The organism is Celeribacter halophilus (genome assembly GCF_018860305.1).
GTDB lineage: Bacteria > Pseudomonadota > Alphaproteobacteria > Rhodobacterales > Rhodobacteraceae > Celeribacter > Celeribacter halophilus_A.
Genome location: NZ_JAHKPE010000008.1, coordinates 23,105 through 44,259, shown reverse-complemented (window position 1 = coordinate 44,259; position 21,155 = coordinate 23,105). Strand labels below are relative to the sequence as shown.

The 21,155-nt window shown below is 55.3% G+C and carries 19 protein-coding genes; 17 read left to right on the top strand and 2 right to left on the bottom strand.

Translation table 11 applies throughout. From position 1 onward, the window contains the following. Nucleotides 1-54 precede the first annotated feature (54 nt). Nucleotides 55-966, bottom strand: coding sequence for a LysR family transcriptional regulator (locus KO492_RS00575; RefSeq protein ID WP_216043188.1), 912 nt, complete (start codon nt 964-966; stop codon nt 55-57). Nucleotides 967-1,123: 157 nt separating this feature from the next. On the opposite strand from KO492_RS00575, the gene KO492_RS00570 reads away from it, so the two are divergent. From KO492_RS00570 to KO492_RS00525, 10 genes are read left to right on the top strand one after another with little or no spacing between them, the layout of a single operon-like run. Next, nucleotides 1,124-2,092: an isopenicillin N synthase family dioxygenase gene (locus KO492_RS00570; protein WP_216043187.1), complete on the top strand. Its 969-nt coding sequence runs from the start codon at nt 1,124-1,126 to the stop codon at nt 2,090-2,092. Further along, nucleotides 2,092-3,060 carry an ABC transporter substrate-binding protein gene (locus tag KO492_RS00565; protein WP_216043186.1) on the top strand — a complete coding sequence of 323 codons (969 nt, stop codon included), beginning with the start codon at nt 2,092-2,094 and terminating at the stop codon, nt 3,058-3,060. The genes KO492_RS00570 and KO492_RS00565 overlap by 1 nt, the downstream gene beginning before the upstream one ends. Before the next feature lie 20 nt (nt 3,061-3,080). After that, nucleotides 3,081-4,073, top strand: a complete 993-nt coding sequence (locus KO492_RS00560) for an ABC transporter substrate-binding protein (RefSeq protein WP_216043185.1) — start codon at nt 3,081-3,083, stop codon at nt 4,071-4,073. Then, nucleotides 4,057-4,869, top strand: coding sequence for an ABC transporter ATP-binding protein (locus KO492_RS00555; RefSeq protein WP_436835689.1), 813 nt, complete (start codon nt 4,057-4,059; stop codon nt 4,867-4,869). Before KO492_RS00560 ends, KO492_RS00555 begins: the two co-directional genes overlap by 17 nt. Then, nucleotides 4,866-6,461: an ABC transporter permease gene (locus tag KO492_RS00550; protein ID WP_252735159.1), complete on the top strand. Its 1,596-nt coding sequence runs from the start codon at nt 4,866-4,868 to the stop codon at nt 6,459-6,461. Before KO492_RS00555 ends, KO492_RS00550 begins: the two co-directional genes overlap by 4 nt. Continuing rightward, nucleotides 6,461-7,039: an aromatic-ring-hydroxylating dioxygenase subunit beta gene (locus KO492_RS00545; protein ID WP_216043184.1), complete on the top strand. Its 579-nt coding sequence runs from the start codon at nt 6,461-6,463 to the stop codon at nt 7,037-7,039. The genes KO492_RS00550 and KO492_RS00545 overlap by 1 nt, the downstream gene beginning before the upstream one ends. A gap of 10 nt (nt 7,040-7,049) precedes the next feature. Then, complete coding sequence (locus KO492_RS00540) at nt 7,050-8,456, top strand: aromatic ring-hydroxylating oxygenase subunit alpha (RefSeq protein ID WP_216043183.1); 1,407 nt, start codon at nt 7,050-7,052, stop codon at nt 8,454-8,456. Next, nucleotides 8,453-8,878, top strand: coding sequence for an ester cyclase (locus KO492_RS00535; protein WP_216043182.1), 426 nt, complete (start codon nt 8,453-8,455; stop codon nt 8,876-8,878). The genes KO492_RS00540 and KO492_RS00535 overlap by 4 nt, the downstream gene beginning before the upstream one ends. Nucleotides 8,879-8,881: 3 nt before the next feature. Next, on the top strand, nt 8,882-9,700 hold the full coding sequence (locus KO492_RS00530; RefSeq protein WP_216043181.1) for a phytanoyl-CoA dioxygenase family protein: 819 nt from the start codon (nt 8,882-8,884) through the stop codon (nt 9,698-9,700). Nucleotides 9,701-9,712: 12 nt separating this feature from the next. Then, nucleotides 9,713-11,125 (top strand): FAD-binding oxidoreductase, encoded by a 1,413-nt coding sequence (locus tag KO492_RS00525; protein ID WP_066605383.1) that lies wholly within the window; start codon nt 9,713-9,715, stop codon nt 11,123-11,125. A 189-nt stretch (nt 11,126-11,314) separates the two neighbouring features. Here KO492_RS00525 and KO492_RS00520 read toward each other — a convergent pair whose 3' ends face one another. Then, a complete protein-coding gene (locus tag KO492_RS00520; RefSeq protein WP_231730549.1) occupies nt 11,315-12,196 on the bottom strand; it encodes a LysR family transcriptional regulator in 882 nt (293 codons plus the stop codon). Nucleotides 12,197-12,306: 110 nt separating this feature from the next. Here KO492_RS00520 and KO492_RS00515 point away from each other — a divergent pair, with 110 nt between their 5' ends. The 7 genes from KO492_RS00515 to KO492_RS00485 all read left to right on the top strand — a co-directional run bounded on the left by KO492_RS00515 (nt 12,307) and on the right by KO492_RS00485 (nt 21,144). Next, entirely contained in the window at nt 12,307-13,755 is a 1,449-nt protein-coding gene (locus KO492_RS00515) for an aldehyde dehydrogenase family protein (RefSeq protein WP_066605428.1), read from the top strand. Further along, nucleotides 13,755-14,741, top strand: coding sequence for a membrane dipeptidase (locus KO492_RS00510; protein WP_216043180.1), 987 nt, complete (start codon nt 13,755-13,757; stop codon nt 14,739-14,741). Before KO492_RS00515 ends, KO492_RS00510 begins: the two co-directional genes overlap by 1 nt. Nucleotides 14,742-14,814: 73 nt before the next feature. Further along, complete coding sequence (locus KO492_RS00505; RefSeq protein ID WP_066605385.1) at nt 14,815-16,359, top strand: BCCT family transporter; 1,545 nt, start codon at nt 14,815-14,817, stop codon at nt 16,357-16,359. A gap of 104 nt (nt 16,360-16,463) precedes the next feature. Continuing rightward, the gene (locus tag KO492_RS00500) at nt 16,464-18,155 is read left to right on the top strand and encodes a hypothetical protein (RefSeq protein WP_216043179.1); all 1,692 of its coding nucleotides are present in this window, start codon (nt 16,464-16,466) and stop codon (nt 18,153-18,155) included. After that, nucleotides 18,152-18,802: a DUF3726 domain-containing protein gene (locus KO492_RS00495; protein ID WP_216043178.1), complete on the top strand. Its 651-nt coding sequence runs from the start codon at nt 18,152-18,154 to the stop codon at nt 18,800-18,802. The genes KO492_RS00500 and KO492_RS00495 overlap by 4 nt, the downstream gene beginning before the upstream one ends. Nucleotides 18,803-18,896: 94 nt before the next feature. Beyond that, entirely contained in the window at nt 18,897-19,904 is a 1,008-nt protein-coding gene (locus KO492_RS00490; protein ID WP_216043223.1) for an Ldh family oxidoreductase, read from the top strand. 574 nt (nt 19,905-20,478) lie between these two features. Further along, entirely contained in the window at nt 20,479-21,144 is a 666-nt protein-coding gene (locus KO492_RS00485) for an ABC transporter permease (RefSeq protein ID WP_066605389.1), read from the top strand. The last annotated feature ends 11 nt before the right edge of the window (nt 21,145-21,155 follow it).

The window sequence follows — 21,155 nt, the reverse complement described above, 5'->3', positions numbered from 1 at the left end:
TTGCGCATAAAATCGACACCTACTTTGAAAGACTTGTTTGTTGTTAGGGAGGCTCTAAACCCACGGTGTTTCGATCAGGGAAATGTGGGCGCGCAGGAATTCCTCGAACAGGGTCACGGGGGTTGCCAGCGCGCTGTTCTGCCGATGACCGAGGCGTAGTTCGTGGTTTTTCAATTCGCGCCCTAGCACGGGCACATAGGCGAGTTGACTGGCGCGCAGGTCTTCGTCCACATCAATCCGGCTGAGAAAGGTGATCGCTTCTCCTGCGCGGACCATGGATTTCAGCAGTTCGACAGAATTGGATTTATAGGTCGGTTGCAGGTCAATGCCTGCTGCGGAAAATGCGTCGCTGATCAGGTGGTTGATGGTCATGGTCTCGTCGGCGATAGCCAAGGGAAAGGCAGTGACTTCCATCAGGCGGAGATCGGAGCGCTTGGCAAGGCGGTGATTGGCGGCGACCACAACCCCGAGACGGGTGGGGAATATCGCGGTGGCAGGAATGGATTGCCCGCTTGGATAGGCGTAGGACAGGCCCAGATCGGCCACCCCCATAGCGAGATCGGCTTCGACGCCGGTTGTGGTCTGGGCGCGCACCGTGATCAGGATTTCAGGGTGATCCTCACGAAACTTCCGGATCAGTCGGGGCAAAATGCCCGAGGCCAGACCATGCATGGCCGAGATGCGCACCTGTGTCTCCCGTGTGCCGCGCAGTTCCTTGAGCCGGTGATGCATCCGTTCGTGGTCGCGCAGGGTCTCGCGAATATGGGCCACCACAATTTCTCCCGCTGCGGTCAGAGCCATGCCTTGTCGGTGGCGGTGAAACAAGGGCATCCCGAATTCTTCTTCGAGTTGGATGAGACGGCGGTTTATCGAAGACGCTGAAACATTAAGCACCTCTGCCGCTGATCTAATCGATCCGCTTCGCGCGATTTCATCAATCTGTTTCAGAAGACTGGAGTGCAGCACGATGACGCCCTTTGTTTTCCGGTGTTTCTGGCTGGTTTCGCAAAGAGCGTGCGCTTTTTGAGCGCGCCAAGCTAGCAAAAAGACGCTCGTCGCCGCCGGTTTTGTGCTCCTAGCTTTGGACAAGACCAAGTTTTGAGCAATAGCGGAGCACTACAAGATGAGTGAATTCAATCTGCCGATCGTCGACATTGCGCCTTTTCTGGGGGGAGACCCCGAGGCGAAAAAACGGGTCGCGCGTGAATTCGGAGATGCGTTTGAAAACACCGGTTTTGCCATCATCACCGGACATGGTGTTCCGCTTGAATTGGCAGAGACGCTTTACAAGACGATGACGGATTTTTTCGACCAGCCGATGGAGAAAAAGACCGTCTACACTCCGCCGGAACAGGCCAAGGGGCGGGGCTACCTTCCTATCGGGATCGAGAGCGTTGCGAAAACGCTGAGCGGAGAAACCCCGCCGGATCTGTGCGAGGCGCTGGTCTATGCTGCACCGCATCGCTCCGAGAGCGAGAGCAAGAACTTCTGGCCGGACTATCCCGCGCCTTTGGCGGGTCTCGTGAGGGAATGGACCGGAGAAATCAATGCGCTGAGCCGCCACCTCGCGCGTCTTTCGGCGCTGGCGTTGGACCTTCCCGAGGAGTTTTTCGAGGATGACTACAGTGATCCATCGTTGACCTTGCGTTTCGTGAACTATCCGGACCAACCCGTTCCGCCGAAACCCGGCCAGCTGCGCTACGGCGAACACCATGACTACGGGGCGTTGACGATCCTGCGTCAGGATTCCGCACCGGGCGGACTGGAAGTGCGCGATGACACAGGTGTCTGGCGCGAAGCTCCGGTGGTGCCTGACAGTTTCGTGATCAATGTCGGCGATTTGCTGGCGCGCTGGACGAACAACCGCTGGCGGTCGACCTTGCATCGCGTGTCCAATCCCCCGCGCGATCTGACCGGTTCGACCCGACGTTTGTCGATGGTGGCCTTTACGGGGCCGAACGAGCACACGGAAATCGCCTGCCTGCCGAGCTGCCAAAGCGCCGATAATCCGGCAATGTATCAGCCAGTGACATGCGGTGACTACATCATGTCGAAAATTAAAGCTTCACACGAACTTTCGGAGACCGAATAATGCGCTATTTTGCACGACCGCTCTTGCTGGTCTCTACGGTGCTGGCGACACCAGCGCTGGCCGCTGATCTCACGCCGCTGACCTATAACCTCAACTGGTTACCACAGGCGGAACATTGCGGCTTTTTCCAAGCCAAAGCCACAGGGCTTTACGAAGAGGCCGGGCTTGATGTGACGCTGGTCTCTGGCGGGCCGGAAACCAATGTGCCGATCCTTGTGGCCGGCGGTGCGGTCGATCTGGGGATGGGGTCGTCTTTCACCACCATGAACATGGCGGCAGAAGGCATTGATGGCGTCACCATAGCAGCGTTTTTGCAGAAATCTCCGCAAAGCCTCGTGGCGCATCCGGGCCAGGGAGTGGAGACGCTCGCTGACCTGATAGACCGCGAGATCATGGTGGCGAATTTCTCGCGCACTGAATTCTGGCAATTCCTCAAGGCAGAACATGGGTTCCGCGACGAGCAGTTACGTCCCTATGCCTATTCCTCGGCTCCGTTTCTGGCGGATAAACGCGCGGTTCAGCAGGGGTATGTGACCGAAGATGTCTTCTTGCTCGGCGCGGAAATGGATGAGCCGCCCGTGTCGATCCTTTTGGCGGACTATGGCTATCAGGATTACGCCTCGACGGTCTTCGGCATGTCCAAATGGCTGAACGAGAAGCGCGAAGCGGTCGAAGCTTTTCTTGGGGCTTCCGCAGAAGGCTGGCGCGCCTGCATTGACGGAGACTACGAACCGGCCAAGCAGGCGGTGATGGCAGCCAATCCTGACCATTCCGCGGCTCTGTTTGATTTCAAAATGTCCCAGATGATTGCGCTCGATATGGTGACGGGTGAAAGCGACCTGCCCATTGGCAGCATGGATGCGGCCCGTTGGAACAGTTTTGCCGAGACGATGAAAACGGCCGGTGTCTATGCGGAGACGCTCGACCCGACCAAAGCCTATGATTTGACGTTCCTCCCCAGCAAATGATCTCACAAGGAGACAAGCCAATGACGCACTTCGCACTCCCAAGACGCCGTTTTCTTCAAGGTGCCGCCGCCTTTGGCGGGCTGGCTCTTGCTGGCCCCCTGCGGGCCCAGGCCGCTGTGAATTTTCAACTTTCGTGGCTGCCTTCAGTCCAGTTCGGCGGCAGTTATATCGCCCTCGACAAAGGCTATTGGAGTGAAGAAGGGTTGGAGGTTGCTTTGCAATCCGGTGGCCCGAACGCACCTGTGGAGCCTCCGGTTGTCTCCGGCACGGCGTTGATGGGGATTTCTGCTGCCGACTATACGGCGGCGGCGGTCGAGCAGGGCGCGCCCTTCAAAATCATTGCCGTGGCGATGCAGAAGAACCCGTTTGCTATTGCCTCTCTCTCGGCTAATCCGGTGAACGAGCCGAAAGACCTTGAAGGAAAATCCATCGGTATGGCGACCTCGAACATGCCAGTGTTGCAAGCGTTGTGTGAAATCAACGGGGTGGACGTCGACAAGATCGAAGTGGTGCCGACCCAATATGACGCGGCCCCTCTGGTCAGCGGTCAGGTCGATTGTTTGCTCTGTTGGAAAACCGATCTTCCGGTGGCCATGACGGTTGCTGGTGTGGAGAACACCGTGATGCTTCTGGCTGATTTCGGATATGCGGTGCATTCGCAGACTTACATCGCCACAGAGGACGCGATCAAGAATGATCGCGCGACATTGCTTTCACTTCTCAAAGGCGAGGTGCGTGGCTGGCAGGACTATGAAAAGGACACCGATGCGGCAGCGGCGTTGACGGTCGAGATGTTCCCTGACAGCGGTCTTGATTTGGAGACCCAGAAAATTCAGGCCGCAGCACAGGTCGGGCTGATGTATTCCGAACTGACGGAAAGCAAAGGCTTCGGCTGGTTTACCGACGAGACGGTGGCGGCGAATATCGAGACGCTTGGCTTGCTCGGGCGGACTGTGTCAGCGGAGCTCTGGGACCGGTCGCTGCTTGAAGAGGTTCATGGAAATGCCCTCTGAGCTTCCTAAGCCGCCGGATGTCGTGTGCAATGGCCTACGAAAGGTCTTTGGACATGGCGCACAACAGGTCGAGGCGCTTGCCTCGACCGATGTGACCTTTGCCTCAGGCACGACGACCGCGCTTGTCGGCCCGTCGGGTTGTGGCAAGTCGACCCTGTTGCGCATGGTGGCTGGACTGGAAACCCCGACAGAGGGCTCTGTTCTCATTGCGGGGGAGAGCCCGCGTATGACCAGTAAGAAAGGGACTCTATCCGTCGCCTTTCAAGATCCGTCGCTTTTGCCGTGGCGCACTGTTCGGAGCAATGTGGCTTTGGCGCGCAAGCTGGCCGGACAGCCTGCAGACAAGATCGCCGTGGACGATCTGATTGCCCGCGTGGGTCTTGCCGGATTTGAAGACAAACGCCCCGCAGCCCTATCAGGCGGGATGCGTCAACGAGCGGCGATTGCACGGTGTCTGGCGACACGGCCCAATCTTTTGCTGCTGGATGAACCCTTCGGCGCGGTGGATGAATTGACGCGGCGCAGGCTCAATCTGGAATTGCCGAGACTTTGGGAAAAGCCGGGTGCAACAACCGTGCTTGTGACCCATTCGGTGAGCGAGGCGGTGCTGTTGTCGGATCGTATTCTGGTCCTTTCTGCACGGCCCGCCACGATTGTTGCGGATATCGATGTGGCTCTGGAGCGTCCACGCACCGCCCGCATGATCGACAGCGCAGCCTTTCGCCAGATCGAGCATGAGGTCTCCGAGATCCTGTTTGACAACAAAGGCGCGGGAAAGAGGGTTGCCGCAGAATGACCCAGACCCTTCGCGCCCCTCTCATGACTGTTGCGCCGCGAGCGACCATGGCGGTTCTCTCCCTGATCAGTGTGCTGGTGGGGTGGGAAATTCTGGCCCGCGCTTTGGCAAGCACATATCTTCTGGCGGGACCTGTCGATGTGACCCGCTATTTGATCGAGAACAGTGGATTGATGCTCCGCGCCCTATCCGTCACACTATACGAGGCGATGTGGGGCTTTGTCTGGGGCAATCTGGCCGGTATCGCTCTGGCGGCGCTGGTCGTTCTGGTGCCGCGTTTTGAAAATCTTGTGCAGTCCCTGGCGTTGGTTGTCTTCTGTCTGCCTTTGGTGGCGACGGGGCCGATTTTGCGGGTTCTCTATGGACCCGGACTTGGTCCGCAAGTGACTCTGGCTGCACTGGCCGTTTATTATACGACTTTTGTGCCGACGGTTGTCGGGCTGCGGGCAACGCCTTCCACATGGCTTGATCTGGTGGCAAGTTTCGGACACGGGCGCTGGAAAGAACTGACCGTTGTGCGTGCGATGGCCGCATTGCCCTATCTCGTGGTGGGTCTGCAGATTGCTGCCCCAGCCGCCTTTCTGGGCGCGATGGTGGGTGAGTTTACCGGTGCCGAACGGGGCATGGGCGTTCTGGCGATTCAGGCCATGCGCAGTCTGGATGTGCAAGCCACTTGGGCCTTGGCAACGGTGGCGTCGCTTGTGTCCATTCTGGCCTATCTGGCGGTGGGCGGGATTGGCAAATATCTCTGGCCTGATCGCCCGAGCATCATTATGGCCAGCCCTGCACAAAATAATGGATCAGGACGTTGGGCGAAATGGCTCAAAACCTGTGGGCTCGGGCTTGCGACATTGGTCGCTGTGCTGATCCTGTGGTGGGGGCTGTTCGAGTTTTTCGACGTCAACAGCTTTTTCGCCAAGCGCCCGATGGATGTCTGGTCCTATCTCGTGACCTCGCCCAAGGCTCTGGAACATCGCCTCGTTCTCTGGGAGGCGATGGGGGAAACCATGGCCTTTGCTGTGCCGGGCTATCTGGCGGGATTGCTCATGGGCGCGGTTCTGGCAGGAGTCTTTGTCCTGATGCCGAACCTTGCCGGTCTTGTCCTTCCGGTGTCGATCGCTTTGCGCTCAATCCCGATTGTGACCACTGCGCCTCTGATCGTGCTGTGCCTCGGTCGTGGTGCGGCGGGCACAATCACCATCGTGGCTGTGATGATCTTTTTCCCGACCTTGATTGCCTGCTTGCAGGGGCTCAGACAGGCGCCGGGGCAAATTCTGGATGTGTTCAACAGCTTTGCCACGTCGCCGCTGCGCACACTGTTCTTGGCGCGGGTGCCCGCCATGTTGCCCGCTTTTTTCGCTTCGGCCCGTATGGCCGTTCCCGCAGCCATCCTCGCCGTGACCGTGGCCGAATGGCTTTCGACCGGCACAGGGATCGGAAATCTCATGGCTTTGACAACCTCAACTTCGGATTACAACATGCTTTACTCTTCTATTGCAGCCGTCACTGGACTGTCTGCTCTGGCCTATGCGGCCGTGGGTGCGCTCGAACGGGTGGTTCTGACAATCTACGCTCCGGAACAGGTGCGCTGATGACTGTGACCGCTTTTTCCGAGAAAACCGCTGCTGTTCAACGGGTCCATGACCGCTATGACGCGATGGTGCGGCGATTGACCTACACCCGAACGGCTTCTCTGTCTGAACGCGAATTGAATGCAGAAATTGCACCAGTTCTGGCGGCTGAAGCCCGGCTTCTGGATGCACGGGCTTTCGATCAATGGCAGGCTCTGTTGTCGGACGAGATGCAATTCTGGGTGCCTGTTCATCCCGATGACCATCCAGCAAAGGATCAGGCTCTGATCTATGACGACCGGCGCAGGCTGTCTGAACGCGTGGCGCATTTTTTCGATCCGCAGGCTTGGGCTGTGGTGGCACCTGCCCCTTTGACGGTCCGCCAGATCGGTGCGGTCGAAGCATGGGATGCGGGCTCGGAGATTGTCGCTACGGCTCCGATCGAGTTGCTGCATGTGCGCCGTGGTGCGCCGGTCAAACTCGCGGGGCGCGAAATCCTGTCTCTGGAGCGCAACGGGGCAGGTTTCCTCATCACCTCCAAAACACTCATTCTGCCAGAGCTTGCGCTGTCAACGCCGCATCTTGGCTGGATTATATAAAGGACTTCCCATGACCACACCTCTTTCAAAGGCGCCCGATGATCCGACCCGTCCAGATGCCGTGATTGCACGTGGGCCGGATATGACAGACCGCATGAACCATCTGGTGCGGGATGAATTGCTTCATCGCTCGGTCTATACGGATCAGGAACTGTTCGATCTGGAGATGCAGCGGGTCTTTGGCGGCACATGGGTCTTTCTGGCGCATGAAAGCGAAATTCCCGAGGCCGGAGACTACGTCCGTCGGCAGATGGGTAAACGTCAGATCCTGATCGTGCGCACGGAACATGGTGAGATCAAAGGCCTGATTAACCGCTGCACCCACCGTGGTACGACGCTTGTGCCGGGCGAGGCGGGCTGTGCGAAACGCTTTGTCTGCCCATATCATGGCTGGGCCTTTGATCTGGACGGGCGGATTGCCAACCTCCCGGTGCCTGACAGTTATGACAAGCTCTACGAGCGCCCCTTTGATCTTGGTCAGGTCGCCATCGGAGAACGGGCAGGCTTTATCTTCGGCACCTTGGCCGCTGATCCGATCCCGGTGGATGACTGGCTGGGCGCGGCGGGGCCGTGGCTTGATCTGCATGTGGCACGCTATTCTAAGGGCAAGATGAAAGTGCAGCGGCGCAAGGTGGTGCAGGAGTTTGCAGGAAACTGGAAAATGTCTTGGGACAACGCAGCAGACGGTATCCACGCGACATTTGCCCATGCCTCCTACAACACATTGGGGAAATCGGCAGATACGGATACGGTTCTGGCCCGCAATCCTGCGGCCACGCCGATGGTGTCCAAAACGCTGGGACATGGCCATTGTGTGGTCGATCAGCGTCCGGGTATTCCCGATGGGCCGTGGTCCACGATGCGCCCCTTGCCGACGCGTGACGATCTGGAAGAGAGCCTGCGCGAAAAAGGCCATGAAGCGCAGGAGATGTTCGATCTCATGACGGGGGATATGATCAACCTGTCGATCTTCCCGAATCTGATTTTCGTTGGCAACCAGATCATGGTGCCCGAACCAGTGGCACCGGACCGGACCAAGGTGAATTTTTACCTCTCTATGGCTCCCGAAGCCGAAGAGGAAGTCGATCTCATGCGCCTGCGTGTGGATGAAGACTTCCTGTCCTTTGGCACGCCGGATGACTTCGAGATGTTCGAGCGCGTTCAGGAAGGGCTGCGTGTCGATGAGGAGGAGTGGATCGACATTTCCCGCGGTGCAGGGGCCGGCGACGTAGTGGACGAAGACGGGCTGGTCACAGGCACTGTCGCGTCCGAAGCGCCCATGCGCGCCTATCTGGCCGAGTGGAAACGCCTCATGTCCAAACCTATCCCGACCAAAGTCCGTCGGGCGCGGCTGGAGGACAGCCGGTTCATGCAAATCATCAAGAAACGTCAAATGAAAAAGGAAAAACCATCATGACGCTCTCTCTCGAAGAAACAAACAAAGAGATTGTTCGTACCTATCATGAAACCCTGTGGGGCAAGGGGGACAAATCCGCGATCGAAACCTATTGGTCGCCCGAGGCCGAAGTGCATATGACCGATTTCGATGGCACGGCCATTGATGTGGTGCGTGAAGACGTGGACCGCTATTTCGGGGCCTTTACCGATCAGAAAACGACCATTCACCATCTTGTCGCTGAAGGCGATCAGGTTGTCCTGAACTGGTCCACAACCGGCAAGCATATCGGAGCTTACGGCGATGTCGCGGCCACGGGCAAAGACATCACCATGGCGGGTATGGACCTGTTGCGTCTCAAAGACGGTAAGATCCTGGAATGCTGGTCCATGTGGGACGGTCTGTCGGTCTATGATCAGCTTGGCGTATTGAAGATCGGATAAGTCATGGCTGTCACAGAACGCGCCTCCTCAAAAATAGATATTGCCGCAGCATTGGGGGATGATGGTTATGCATTTGTTCCAAATGTGTTGGATGGCGCGGCTTGCGACGCGTTGAATGTGGCGATCGAAACCTGTCGGGCCATGCCGGGCCCGACATTTCGCACCCTGTCGCCCGAGGGCGCGCCGTTGGTTCAATCGGAATTGTTTCGCTGGCCAGATAATGCCGCTATCCATGATCTGACCCACAAAGGCGTTTTACCGCGTTTGGCAGCTCAGGCATTTGGCACCAAAGACGTGATTTTGATGGAAGACCAATGGTTCTATTCCGAACGCGGTGCAGGGACGATTTCGCCTTGGCATCAGGATCACCCCTATCACCCGTTGGAACCGTGGTTTTTGACCATCTGGATCGCACTCGACACACCGCCGGGGCCAGTGGGTCTCAAGGTCGCGGCAGGAAGCCATAGCGAAGTCATGTATGGTCCGGTGGAGTTTTCCGCGGGGAATGCCACTTTGGCAGGGCAAAAACAGGTGTTGCAACCTGTGCCTGATATTGAGGCCGATCCTGATACATGGCGCGTCATCACACCGCCAGCAAAGCGTGGCGATGCGATCCTGATGGACAGTCGCACTTTGCACGCGGCGGGTGGCCAATGCGCAGATACATTCCGTCGCATTTCGATCCGCTACGCTCATCCTGATACAGTGTTTTCGCCACGCAACTGGCCCGTGGCACAATTTTGGGACCATCACCCGATTGCGACCCGGACTGGCGCATCCCTCATCAGAGACGCATTCCCTCTCATCACCTCCAACACTTGAACTGAGATTCATATGACGCATTCGAATATTGCCGCTGCGTGCCAAGCGCTCTCCCATCTCGACCTCGATACCAACCCGAATGTTTTGCGTCAGAAAAGCCGCGATTTCTTTTGGTATTCACCGGTTCTGAAAGCTCGGCTCGATGAGGTCTGTGGTGATTTTGTCGTTTCTCCGCGCAATGAGGCAGAGGTGATCGAGGTGCTCAGGACGTGTTACGCCCATGACGTAGCTGTGACGGTGCGCGGGGCTGGGACCGGCAATTACGGGCAGGCGATGCCCTTGGCGGGGGGCTGTGTGATGCATATGCAGAACATGGCGCAGATTAAGGAAATCTCTACGGGCCGTGTCGTGGTGGAGCCGGGTTGCCTGCTCAAAGACATTGATCTGGCGTGTCGCGAAGAGAGCGGGCAGGAATTGCGGATGATTTCCTCAACATGGTCCACCGCCACCATCGGCGGCTATATCGCAGGCGGCTCGGGCGGGATCGGATCGGTGCATTGGGGGTCTTTGCGGGACTTCGGAAATATTCTTCGCATCCGTGTGATCACGATGGAAAAAGAGCCGCGTGTCATGGATATTACCGGTGCGGATATGGCGCGGGTGAGCCATGCCTATGGAACCAACGGGATCATCACCGAAATTGAAATGCCGTTGGCGCCTGCCTATGAGTGGTGCGATGTATTTCTGGCTTTCGATACGTTCGAAGATGCCATGGCCTGTGCCGATGATGTTGCCCATGAAGACGGTATCCTTCTGAAACTGGCCTCTGTGTTCGAGGCACCCACGGCACATGCCTATTTTAAACGGGTGCAGCCCTATGTCTCGGCAGGCACCCATTTGGTCGGCCTTATGGTCGCTCCGCAGAGCATGGACGGGTTTCTGGCCTTTCTGGAAGCCAACGCGCCGTCCGCACGTTTGATTTATCGCTCTGACCAGTCCGATTGGGCGCGCAGCCCCGGCCATGTGTTTGAGTATAGCTGGAACCATACCACCCTGCGGGCGTTGAAGGTGGACCCGTCGATCACCTACCTGCAAATCCGATTTGCTGGTGACGAAAAACGCGCACAGGTCGAGACCATGCGCAGGAAATTCGAAGGTGAGGTCATCACGCATCTCGAAGTCACCCGTGAGCATGGGCGCCCGATTTTCACAGGACTTTCTATGGTGAAGTTTACTTCTGAAGCTCGGCTCGACGAGATCGTCGCTGCTCATGAAGAGATCGGCGCGATGATCTTCAACCCACACCGCTACACGCTGGAAGAGGGCGGGCGCCAATCCACAGATGAGCGCCAGTTGAAATTCAAAGCTGAAGCCGACCCCAAAGGGCTCCTTAATCCGGGCAAGATGATTTCATGGCATGATCCCGATTGGACCTATGACGAAATGTACAGCTTTCCTGACATGCAACAGCGGAGAAGCTCATAGAAAAACATCTGAAATTCAGGGTTCTGGCGTTAATTTCGTGAGGCAGTGCATTTCCGGATCGGACATAGCGGCGACTTCGGGGACAAAATTAACCTGTCTGCCTGTGTATCAGTCTGTGTTTCTGCATCCTCCGGCTCTCTGCATGGGAAGTTGGATTGCCAACCAAGTTCAAGGTCAGTGTGATTTTGCTCAAGCCTGAAGCGATGCGACCGTTTCAAGGATTTGCTGTTCCATCAAGCGGGCTGCAGGAGAGAGCGTCGCGTCTGCTTTTCGCAAGAGGTGTAACTCTCGGCGGGCTGATTCGTCGGCGAGAGGTCGAAATGCCAACTCGCCCGGTCGAAACGCCATAAGTGTCATTCTGGGAAGTAGGGTTACGCCAATATTGGCCCGCACCATCCCAAGAATGGAGACTACATTATGGGCCTTTAGGCGAGCTGCTGTGTGAAGCTGACGTGAAGCCGGGGCTTCGATATGCTCTGACAGACTGTTCGCAATAATGCTTTCTTCTGCCAAGGCCTCCCATTCAATCGGGTCGGCAGATCGGGCGAGGCGATGGTCGGGGGCGCATATGACTCCAAAAGCATCTGACATGAGCACTTGACTGTGCAAGCCCGAGATATGTTTTGTGAGCGTTGCGATCCCGAGATCAATCCTGTTGCGGGACAGCTCATGTACGATGGATTGGGAGTCAATGTCTCGCAGTTCTATGTCCACTTGGTTGAAAGAATTGAAATATCGCGAAAAAACCTGAGGCATGATGGTCCCCGCAACAGAGGGAACAGTGGCTATACGAACAGATCCGAAGACTGCATTCGCATAGCCTTCAATGGCGCGTACCGTTGTATTGAAATGCTGTAACTCACGCTCGGCCTGATCCAAGACAAAAATGCCAAACGGGGTTAGTCGGTTCTTGCGGTCTGTTTCGAATAATGGTTCGCCGAGATGCTCCTCCATTTGCTTGAGCATCATGGAGACCGCTGACGGTGTTCGTCCAAGCTCAGCCGCGGCATCGCTCAGGTTCCCGTTTCGTGCCACCGCAACAAAGCCGCGTAGCATCTCGATTTTTAGCATAGGGAACTCCATTTCAGAAAAATTGAAATATATTTAAGAAGTTTAAATTTGCCTGAATGAAACGACTATGTCCATAAGGAGTAAATCAGATGTTTTGCGAGGCGAAAACCATGACCGAGATTCACAAAAACCTCATCGCCGGAGAGTGGCAGATAGGCGAAAGCGAAATAGAAAATCGCAACCCGTCTGATCTGTCCGATCTCATTGGACTTTTTGCACAGGCCAGCAGCGAACAACTTGATGCGACTTTGGCGCAGGCGCGGATCGCACAGGTTGAATGGGCGGCTTATGGAATGGAGCGCAAGCAAGCTGTGCTCATGGCTATTGGCAATGAGCTTATGGCCCGAGCTGAAGAGCTTGGTACATTGTTGTCGCGCGAAGAGGGTAAGCCTTTGGCGGAGGGCAAAGGTGAAGTCTATCGCGCGGGGCAATTTTTCACATACTACGCTGGGGAATGCCTGCGCCAATTGGGTGAAAATGCCGACTCCGTTCGTGCGGGGGTTGAAATCGATGTGCGCCGTGAACCCGTCGGGACGGTAGCGATCATCAGCCCATGGAATTTCCCCACTGCAACAGCATCATGGAAAATTGCGCCGGCGCTGTGCTACGGCAATGCTGTGGTGTGGAAACCCGCAAACATCACGCCAGCTTCGGCGGTAGCGCTTGCGGAGATTATCAACCGTCAGGATATCCCCAAAGGCCTGTTCAGCCTCGTAATGGGAGCCGGCCGCAGCGTGGGGCAACGTCTGGTCGAAAGCGCTGAAATTGATGCAGTTTCCTTCACAGGTTCTGTACCTGTCGGGAAAAGTATTGCAGCGGCCGCCATTCAGAACCTGACCAAAGTTCAAATGGAAATGGGCTCCAAGAATGCGTTGGCCGTTATGGATGACGCCGATCTTGACCTTGCGGTGACTTTAGCTCTTGGCGGTGCTTTTGGCGGCACAGGGCAGAAATGCACAGCCTCTTCCCGCCTTGTTGTCCATGAAGGTATTCACGACGCTTTTGTGGAAAAGCTGGTCGCTGGTGCACAAGCCATGAAAGTCGGGCACGCGCTTGAAGCGGGCACGCAAATGGGTCCCGTCGTCAGCGAACAACAACTGGATGAAAATCTTTCCTATGTCGCGCTCGGGCAGTCGGAAGGTGCTGAACTGGCCTGTGGTGGGCAACGGCTGAATATGCCGACAGAAGGCTATTACATGTCGCCGGGTGTGTTCTTGAATACCTCCAATGATATGCGCATCAACCGCGAGGAAATGTTCGCTCCGCTCACTTCGGTCATCAAGGTTGGCAGCTATGACGAAGCTCTGGCCGTCGTGAATGACACAAATTTCGGCCTAACTTCCGGTATTGTGACCAAATCTTTGGCTCGTGCGACGCATTTCCGTCGCAACGCGCGCACAGGTGTTGTGACCATTAACCTGCCGACTGCGGGTACGGACTATCACGTGCCCTTCGGTGGCCGCGGCGACAGCTCTTATGGTTCACGCGAGCAAGGTAAAGCGGCTGCGGAATTCTACACGACGGTCAAAACCGCCTACATCAGCGCAGGGCCAGTCTGATGCGGATCGATGGACTTCAATATGCCAACTGGTCTGAAAAAATATTTCGCCAGCTGCGCGAAGGTGATGTGGATGCCATTCACGTCACCATCGCATACCACGAAAACTTCCGTGAAACCGTGCTCAATTTTGAGAAATGGAACCGTTGGTTCGAACAATATCCAGACCTGATTGTCAAAGGTCTGACCGCTGCCGATATCGACCTTGCTCGCGCGACTGGGCGCACGGCAGTGTTTTTCGGCTTTCAGAACCCGAGCCCGATCGAGGACGATATCGGTCTGGTAGAAATTGTACATACGCTTGGCGCACGCTTCATGCAGCTCACCTATAACAATCAGTCCCTTTTGGCGACCGGATGTTATGAAGCCGAAGATGGTGGCCTCACCCGCATGGGTAAACAAGTTATCCGCGAAATGAATCGAGTGGGCCTTGTGGTTGATATGAGCCACTCTGGAGACCGATCAACGATTGAGGCTGCAGAGTATTCTGAACGCCCTATCGCCATCACTCACGCCAATCCTTATGAGTGGGCACCAGCGCTGCGCAACAAACGCGATAATGTGATCCGCGCAGTTACGCAAAACGGCGGTATGTTGGGGTTTTCCACCTATCCGCACCACCTGAAAGACAAATCTGACTGTAGCCTGACAGAGTTCTGCGAGATGATCGCGCGTAGCGCTGAACGTTATGGCGCTGAATATTTGGGTATCGGTACGGATCTTTGCCAAGATCAACCTGATAGCGTTGTCGAATGGATGCGTGTCGGTCGTTGGACCAAAGAAATCGACTATGGCGAAGGTTCAAAGTCCGCACCGGGCTTTCCACCTATGCCCTATTGGTTCGCCGACAACCGTGATTTTGCGAATATTGAACAGGGCCTGCGTGCCACCGGCCTAAGTGAGGCCGAGGTGCAGGGTATCATGGGCGGCAACTGGTATCGTTTTTTCAAAGACAACTTCGGTCCTGCTCCAGGTTCGGCAACATAACTTGAACACTGAATCCAAAACAAGAACGGACGCACAAAAAACCGCGTCCACCTCCCCCCAACAGGAGACCCAAATGACTGAAACATCGCAAACCAACACAACTCAGGGAAAGCGAATAAATATCCCTGTGTTTGTAATTTCCGGCGGTTTTATCGCCCTTTTCTGCCTGGCTGCTCTAATTAATCTCGACGCCCTTTCCAGGGCGGTCGATTGGAGCTTTAACATCGCAGCGACCTATTTTGGTCTCTATTGGCAATTTCTGCTGCTGGCGACCTTTCTGATCGGCTTGTTGCTCTGCGTTCTGCCTGGCGGGCGCGCTATCATGGGTAATATTGCAAAACCAGAATTCACCACGTTCCAGTGGGGCTCGATGATTATGTGCACGCTTCTGGCGGGAGGTGGTGTGTTTTGGGCAGCAGGTGAGCCGATTGCGCATTTTCTCTCGTCGCCGCCGCTCTTTGGGGCCGAATCCGGGACGCCCGAAGCCGTGACCCCTGCTATTGCTCAGAGTTTTATGCATTGGGGCTTTCTGGCTTGGGCCATTCTCGGCTCTCTGACCACGATCATGCTGATGCATTACCATTATGAAAAAGGCCTGCCACTCGCGCCGCGTACGCTGTTGTATCCGGTCTTTGGCGACAAAGCCATTCACGGCCCTATCGGCATCATTGCGGATGCTGCCTCCATCATCGCTGTTGTGGCGGGGACCGTGGGGCCGATCGGCTTTCTCGGACTACAGGTGAGCTATGGGCTTGCGGAGCTTTTCGGTATCCCGAATGTCTTTGCCACACAATTCGCCGTCATCGGGGGCCTTGTGGCAATCTATACGATCTCGGCCATGACCGGCCTTTCTCGCGGTATTCAATTCCTGTCCAAGCTTAACGTCATTCTGGCTTCAGTGCTGCTTGTCTTTGTGCTTCTTGCCGGGCCGACAGGTTTTATCTTCAGCACGTTCTTCACAGGGTTTACGAGCTACATTGCCCATTTCTTTGATATGGCGCTTTATCGCGGGGATGCTGGTGTCTTTGGTGCGCCGGGCTGGCTCGGCTGGTGGACGGTCTTCTTTTGGGGATGGTTCATGGGATATGGCCCGCTAATGGCAATGTTCATCGCACGTGTATCGCGAGGACGTTCTATACGCTCGATCATTATCATGCTTTCGATCATTGCACCGATTGTAACTAACTTCTGGTTCACAATTGTGGGTGGAACGGGCATTGCGATGGAATTGGCCGAGCCGGGCGTTGTTTCATCAGCGTTTGAAGGCTTCAATCTTCCGGCAGCGCTTTTGGCAATCACTTCGAACCTGCCGATGGGCTTTCTTGTGTCCTTGTTGTTCCTGATCCTAACCACGATTTTCGTGGCAACGACAGGCGACTCGATGAGCTATATGATCGCTTCGGTCATGAGCCGCGATGAAACGCCTTCCGTGCCGGTTCGGGTGTTTTGGGGCATTGCGATGGGGGTGATGGCGATTATCCTGATCTCTGTGGGCTCTGGCGGCGTGTCCAAGCTGCAAAGCTTTATCGTTGTGACAGCCGTTCCTGTGTCTCTCCTTTTGCTTCCTTCCTTGTGGGATGCCCTGCGCATCACGCTTGCCAAAGGGAAAAAGGACTAAGTTTTTCCGGGCGCGTTTAGCGCCCGGGCTTCCTATTCGGCTTGTTGCGCCACCCCCAAAACATGGAAATTCACTACGCTTCCACACTGCAAAGGTCTGACCAAATGATGAATGTTCCTCTGCGTGATCCCGATACTGTTATGCGCCTTGTTCGCCTCGGTTCACTTCACCAGTCACGCCTGTCCTTCATGCGCATTTTAACTCGTCGTATGGCCCGTGAAAAATGGCGTTTTGCACAGACGGAATTTCATATAAATGACCGAGGTGAGGGCCATGCAGTCTATACCGCCTACGCACCGGACCATGCCTATTCTCTGATTGCCTTTGCCCATAATCTGCCAAATGAAAAACGGTCGGATCGGGTTATCGCAGAAGCGTGGGACGCAACATTCACACTCTTTGATGGCATTCCGACGCCCAAAGATATCGCTCGATTGGCGCAAAATATTCCACTTCAAGAGGCCGGGCGTGTGACCAGTACAGAGCTTTCTGTATCGCGCGCCAACAGATCTGTCCGGCTTTGGGATCATGTGGTGAGTGCTTTGGCCGCGGGTCATCAGCCTTCGCAGGACCAAATTGACAGGGTTGGCTATTTGATGCGGACAACTGCGGTTTACGGTTCAGGCAAACTCGGTGCAGCAGACCGTGAAATGATTGCGGACCGGCCGGAATTCGCTGTTCCGTTTCAAGTTGAGATGCTGTCGGTCTATCTGACACGCTGGTTTGTCAGGGATCTCGTACAGCACATGGCGGATTGCCAAGCGGCAGAAGCAGGCAACACTGCCGCGAATCTTGACAGTGCGATCGCCCGCTCTATCGGGATAGGCAACTCAACAGGGCTTGGTATGGCGCCCTTTCTCTTGAATCACCCCGTATTGTTCAACAATTGGATTGCAGCGCGGGAAGCCGCTCTCAGCCGTGTGCGTTCGGTCGAAAATGCAACGCCCGAAGCTATTGCCCTGTTCCGTGCACTTTTTGCACGCAACCTGCAGTTATTGGGGAATTGGCGATCCGAGCACCCTGTTCAGGTGACCAAGCTCGAAGCGCTACGTGACGACACTACTCGTTTGCAAAACTATTTATCGGAAATGGATTTAGCGGCCCCATATGCTTGGGATGCCCTATATCGCTGGGCCGAGGCTCACCTGAGCACGGAAGGACAGGAATGGATCGTATCTTTGCTCTTGGAACCCTACGGGGAGATTGTCGACTCTCTGGCTGAGACTATGGCTGCTGACAATACCGCAACTTTCCGAATTGCAGGTAAGATGAGCCTTGGAGAATTGCGTTCTCTTTTGGAAAATATTTATGGCTGGGCCATTGAGACCGACTGGGCTGAGCCGGCGAACAAGGCGCGTGCCTGGTATGTGTCTGAAGAAAAACTGGAACCAAGACTTGGAGAGCGATTCAAAGAACCTATTGAAGCGTTTGAACAACCCCTTGCGCCCGGTCGAGATGCTGCAGAGCTTTATGCTTGCCTTGCGCATTGGCCGAGCGATGCCACAGTGGCTAATTTTCTGCTGCGTCATCCGGAACATCGCCATTCGGTGCGCCGCAGTCAGATTGTCGGACGCGCTCCCTATGCAGAAATCCGCGACAATACGATTTCCGACCAGATTATGCCGATCGACATGCTGCGCTGTAAACTCGCCTTTTTTGGAGCGACCAAGTTCGATCCGCGTTCTGATCGCTGGGTGAGAATCTGCCTCTATGGCAATGCACCTATGCCACCTGAACTTACGCAGGAAAACTGTGATTATTGGGTCTATCCTGATTTAGACGAGGTGAGCGCATGAGCCATTCTTTGAACGAAATCGAAGCCATGAGTAAACGCGCTGCGCGTGGGTCCGGGCTTTCCTGGGGGCTTGCTGAGGAGGCGGCAAAAGGCACGCGCTGGCTGTCGGCTTTCAATTTGCCCGGAGCCGCACTTCTTGCCCAGCTTTTGGAAATGAATGATCGTTTGCCTTTGGTGGATGTATCGCCGGTCTCCTTGCGTGCAACCTCCTGGCGCGCACCTTCAGGGCGCTTGAGCCCTTTGATCGCGGGCGCATCGCTTAGCGATTGTGCGGTACAACTTATGGAACGCGGCTCGATCACAATGGAGCATCTGTGTGTGCCGCTTCTCGCTGTTCCTTTCATGGGGGGAGCTGCTTTGCGACTTCAAAATCCTGTAGCCGTTGCTTGGGACGGGCTAAAACTAACCACAGACGGGCATCATCTCTCCTTGGAAGGAGACACCGAGAAATTGACGATCAACCTTGCCGAGCGCGTGACGTTCTATGCGCCTGCCGAGATGATCGGGCACCGTAAACCCGTTATTCGTGCCAATGTCAGCCCCGAAGACTGGGACCGCCTCGCCATATTCGCGCATCGCACATTCGCGCCAGCGACAGAGGAAAGCCGTCTGAGGGGGGCAGGAGCAGGACTGAATGACAACGATTAATACTGTTCTCTTCACGCCTTACGTCAAAGATTATGGACCGTTTTACATAGCGGAGCCAGCAAATACCAACATATCCACTCCGAAAGATACCACAATGGCCACTACAGAAATCCTTTCGCTTACTGAAATTGAAGACCTTGCATATCGGGCGCTCGTCAATGCGGGCACTTCAGAAGCAAATGCGCGCCCTCTGGCCGTAGCAACCGCGATAACAGAAGCCGATGGCATTTCTTCTCATGGTCTGGCTTATATTCCCATCTACGCAGAACATGTGAAATGTGGGAAGGTAGATGGGCAGGCTCAGCCGGAGCTGCGACAGCCGAAGCCTGCGGTTATCACAGTAGATGCGGGCACAGGTTTTGCACATTCTGCCATTGAAGTGGGTTTCGAAGCCCTTGTGCCACTTGCTCGCGAGATGGGCGTGGCCGTTTTGGCAATCAATAATTCCTACAACTGCGGGGTTCTGGGCGTACACACTCGCCGCCTGGCAGAAGCTGGGCTGTTGGGCATCGGGTTTACCAATGCGCCGGCCTCGATTGCGCCCTCTGGCGGCAAAACACCGGTTGTCGGAACCAATCCGTTTTCCATTGCCGCTCCTGATCCTGATGGCAACGCTGCTGTGTTGATTGACCAATCGGCCAGCACCATCGCGAAAAGCGAAGTGATGAAACATGCTCGCGAAGGCAAATCTGTACCGGAAGGTTGGGTGTTAGACGCAGACGGGCAACCCACAACTGATCCTCATGCTGGTCTTAAAGGTTCGATGGTTCCTTCGGGCGGATATAAAGGGGTAGGGATCGCGTTGATGGTTGAGTTGATGGCGGCTGCTATGACTGGGGCAACCCTTGGCACATCCGCAAGCCCGTTCTCCGGAACTGCGGGAGGCCCTCCACGTACAGGACAGTTCTTCATTGCTATTGATCCTGTATCAACTTCAGGTGACGAGTTCCAAGGCCGCTTGCGGGACTTGATTTCTTCCATCCGCACACAAGATGGTGCTCGTTTGCCCGGGGATGGACGCCAGAGCAACCGCGAAAAAGCTTCAAAAGATGGTGTTGCGGTCGATACCTTGCTTTTAAAGAAGGTTCGGGCGCTGCTCTAAAGATGACAGTGTATTCGGTGTATGAGTGGCTGTTGGTTGCGTGGGTTGCAACTTAATTTTTGTCACTCTCGCCCACTGTCTCCTCTGACATGTGACGAGGCCCCTGACGCACCGGTGGCGGTCTCTGTGCTCGAGGTTGAAATAATCTTGGGGAAATGGCCGCCGGTTGCGCTGTGCACATGATTTATCAACGGACAGTCTTCATCATCATATTCGAACGGTGGAGAACAGACCGCTATCGTGACAAGCATACAGACGTCGCTGAGTGGTTAGAAAACAACATAGCTAAGCGTCTGCCGAGTTCACGTTGCCAGGCTGACCTGCATAGGAACGTTAGATGTCATTGGTGGAAATTGCGCGAAAACCACTCACTTTCCTAAATTACTTTGAATTGCCCAAATATTGATCGTAAAATATATAATACAACTAATTGTTTTTAAACATAAAATTTCCATTGTCGTTTATTTGACAGTTTGTGTCGCTTTTGCGAAAGCGCCCCGACCAGTGTGTAACAATCAATTGTGACACAACAGAGCGCAACTACATCGCGCCACGCCATCAGGGGAGCTTTTATATGGAGACGTTGGTTTTCATCAGTCAAAACCTCGATCTTATTTTCGAGAGAACTGTCCAACACATGTCGATTGTTTGTGTGGCAATCGGGCTGGCCATTGTGACCGGGGTCCCTGTTGGCATCCTGATCACGCTCAACCAAAAAGCAGCGGATATCGTGCTCTATATTGCTGCGATCATCATCACGATTCCGTCAATCGCGCTTTTTGGTCTGATGATACCGGTGCTCTCGCTGATTGGTCAAGGCGTGGGATATATGCCCGCCGTGATTGCCGTGTTGCTCTACTCGCAACTGCCGATTATTCGCAATACTTACACGGCGATCACAAATGTGGATCCGGCGTTGCGCGAAGCTGCGCGGGGATTGGGCATGACCCCCATACAACGCCTACGTCGTGTTGAAATCCCTTTGGCGATCCCTGTTGTCATGGCCGGCGTGCGGATCGCGGTTGTCATGAATATAGGTATTACGGCAATCGCTACATACATCGGGGCAGGTGGTCTGGGCGCCTTTATTTCGCGCGGCATTTCTCAATCCGACCCTCGGCAGCTCATCACCGGCGCTTTAATGGTGTCTCTTTTGGCCATCGTCAGCGATTACTTCCTTCTTTGGCTGCAAAAACGCCTTACACCTGCCTCTTCCTCCGCACCTGCGGGTGGCCATTAAATATCTGGATA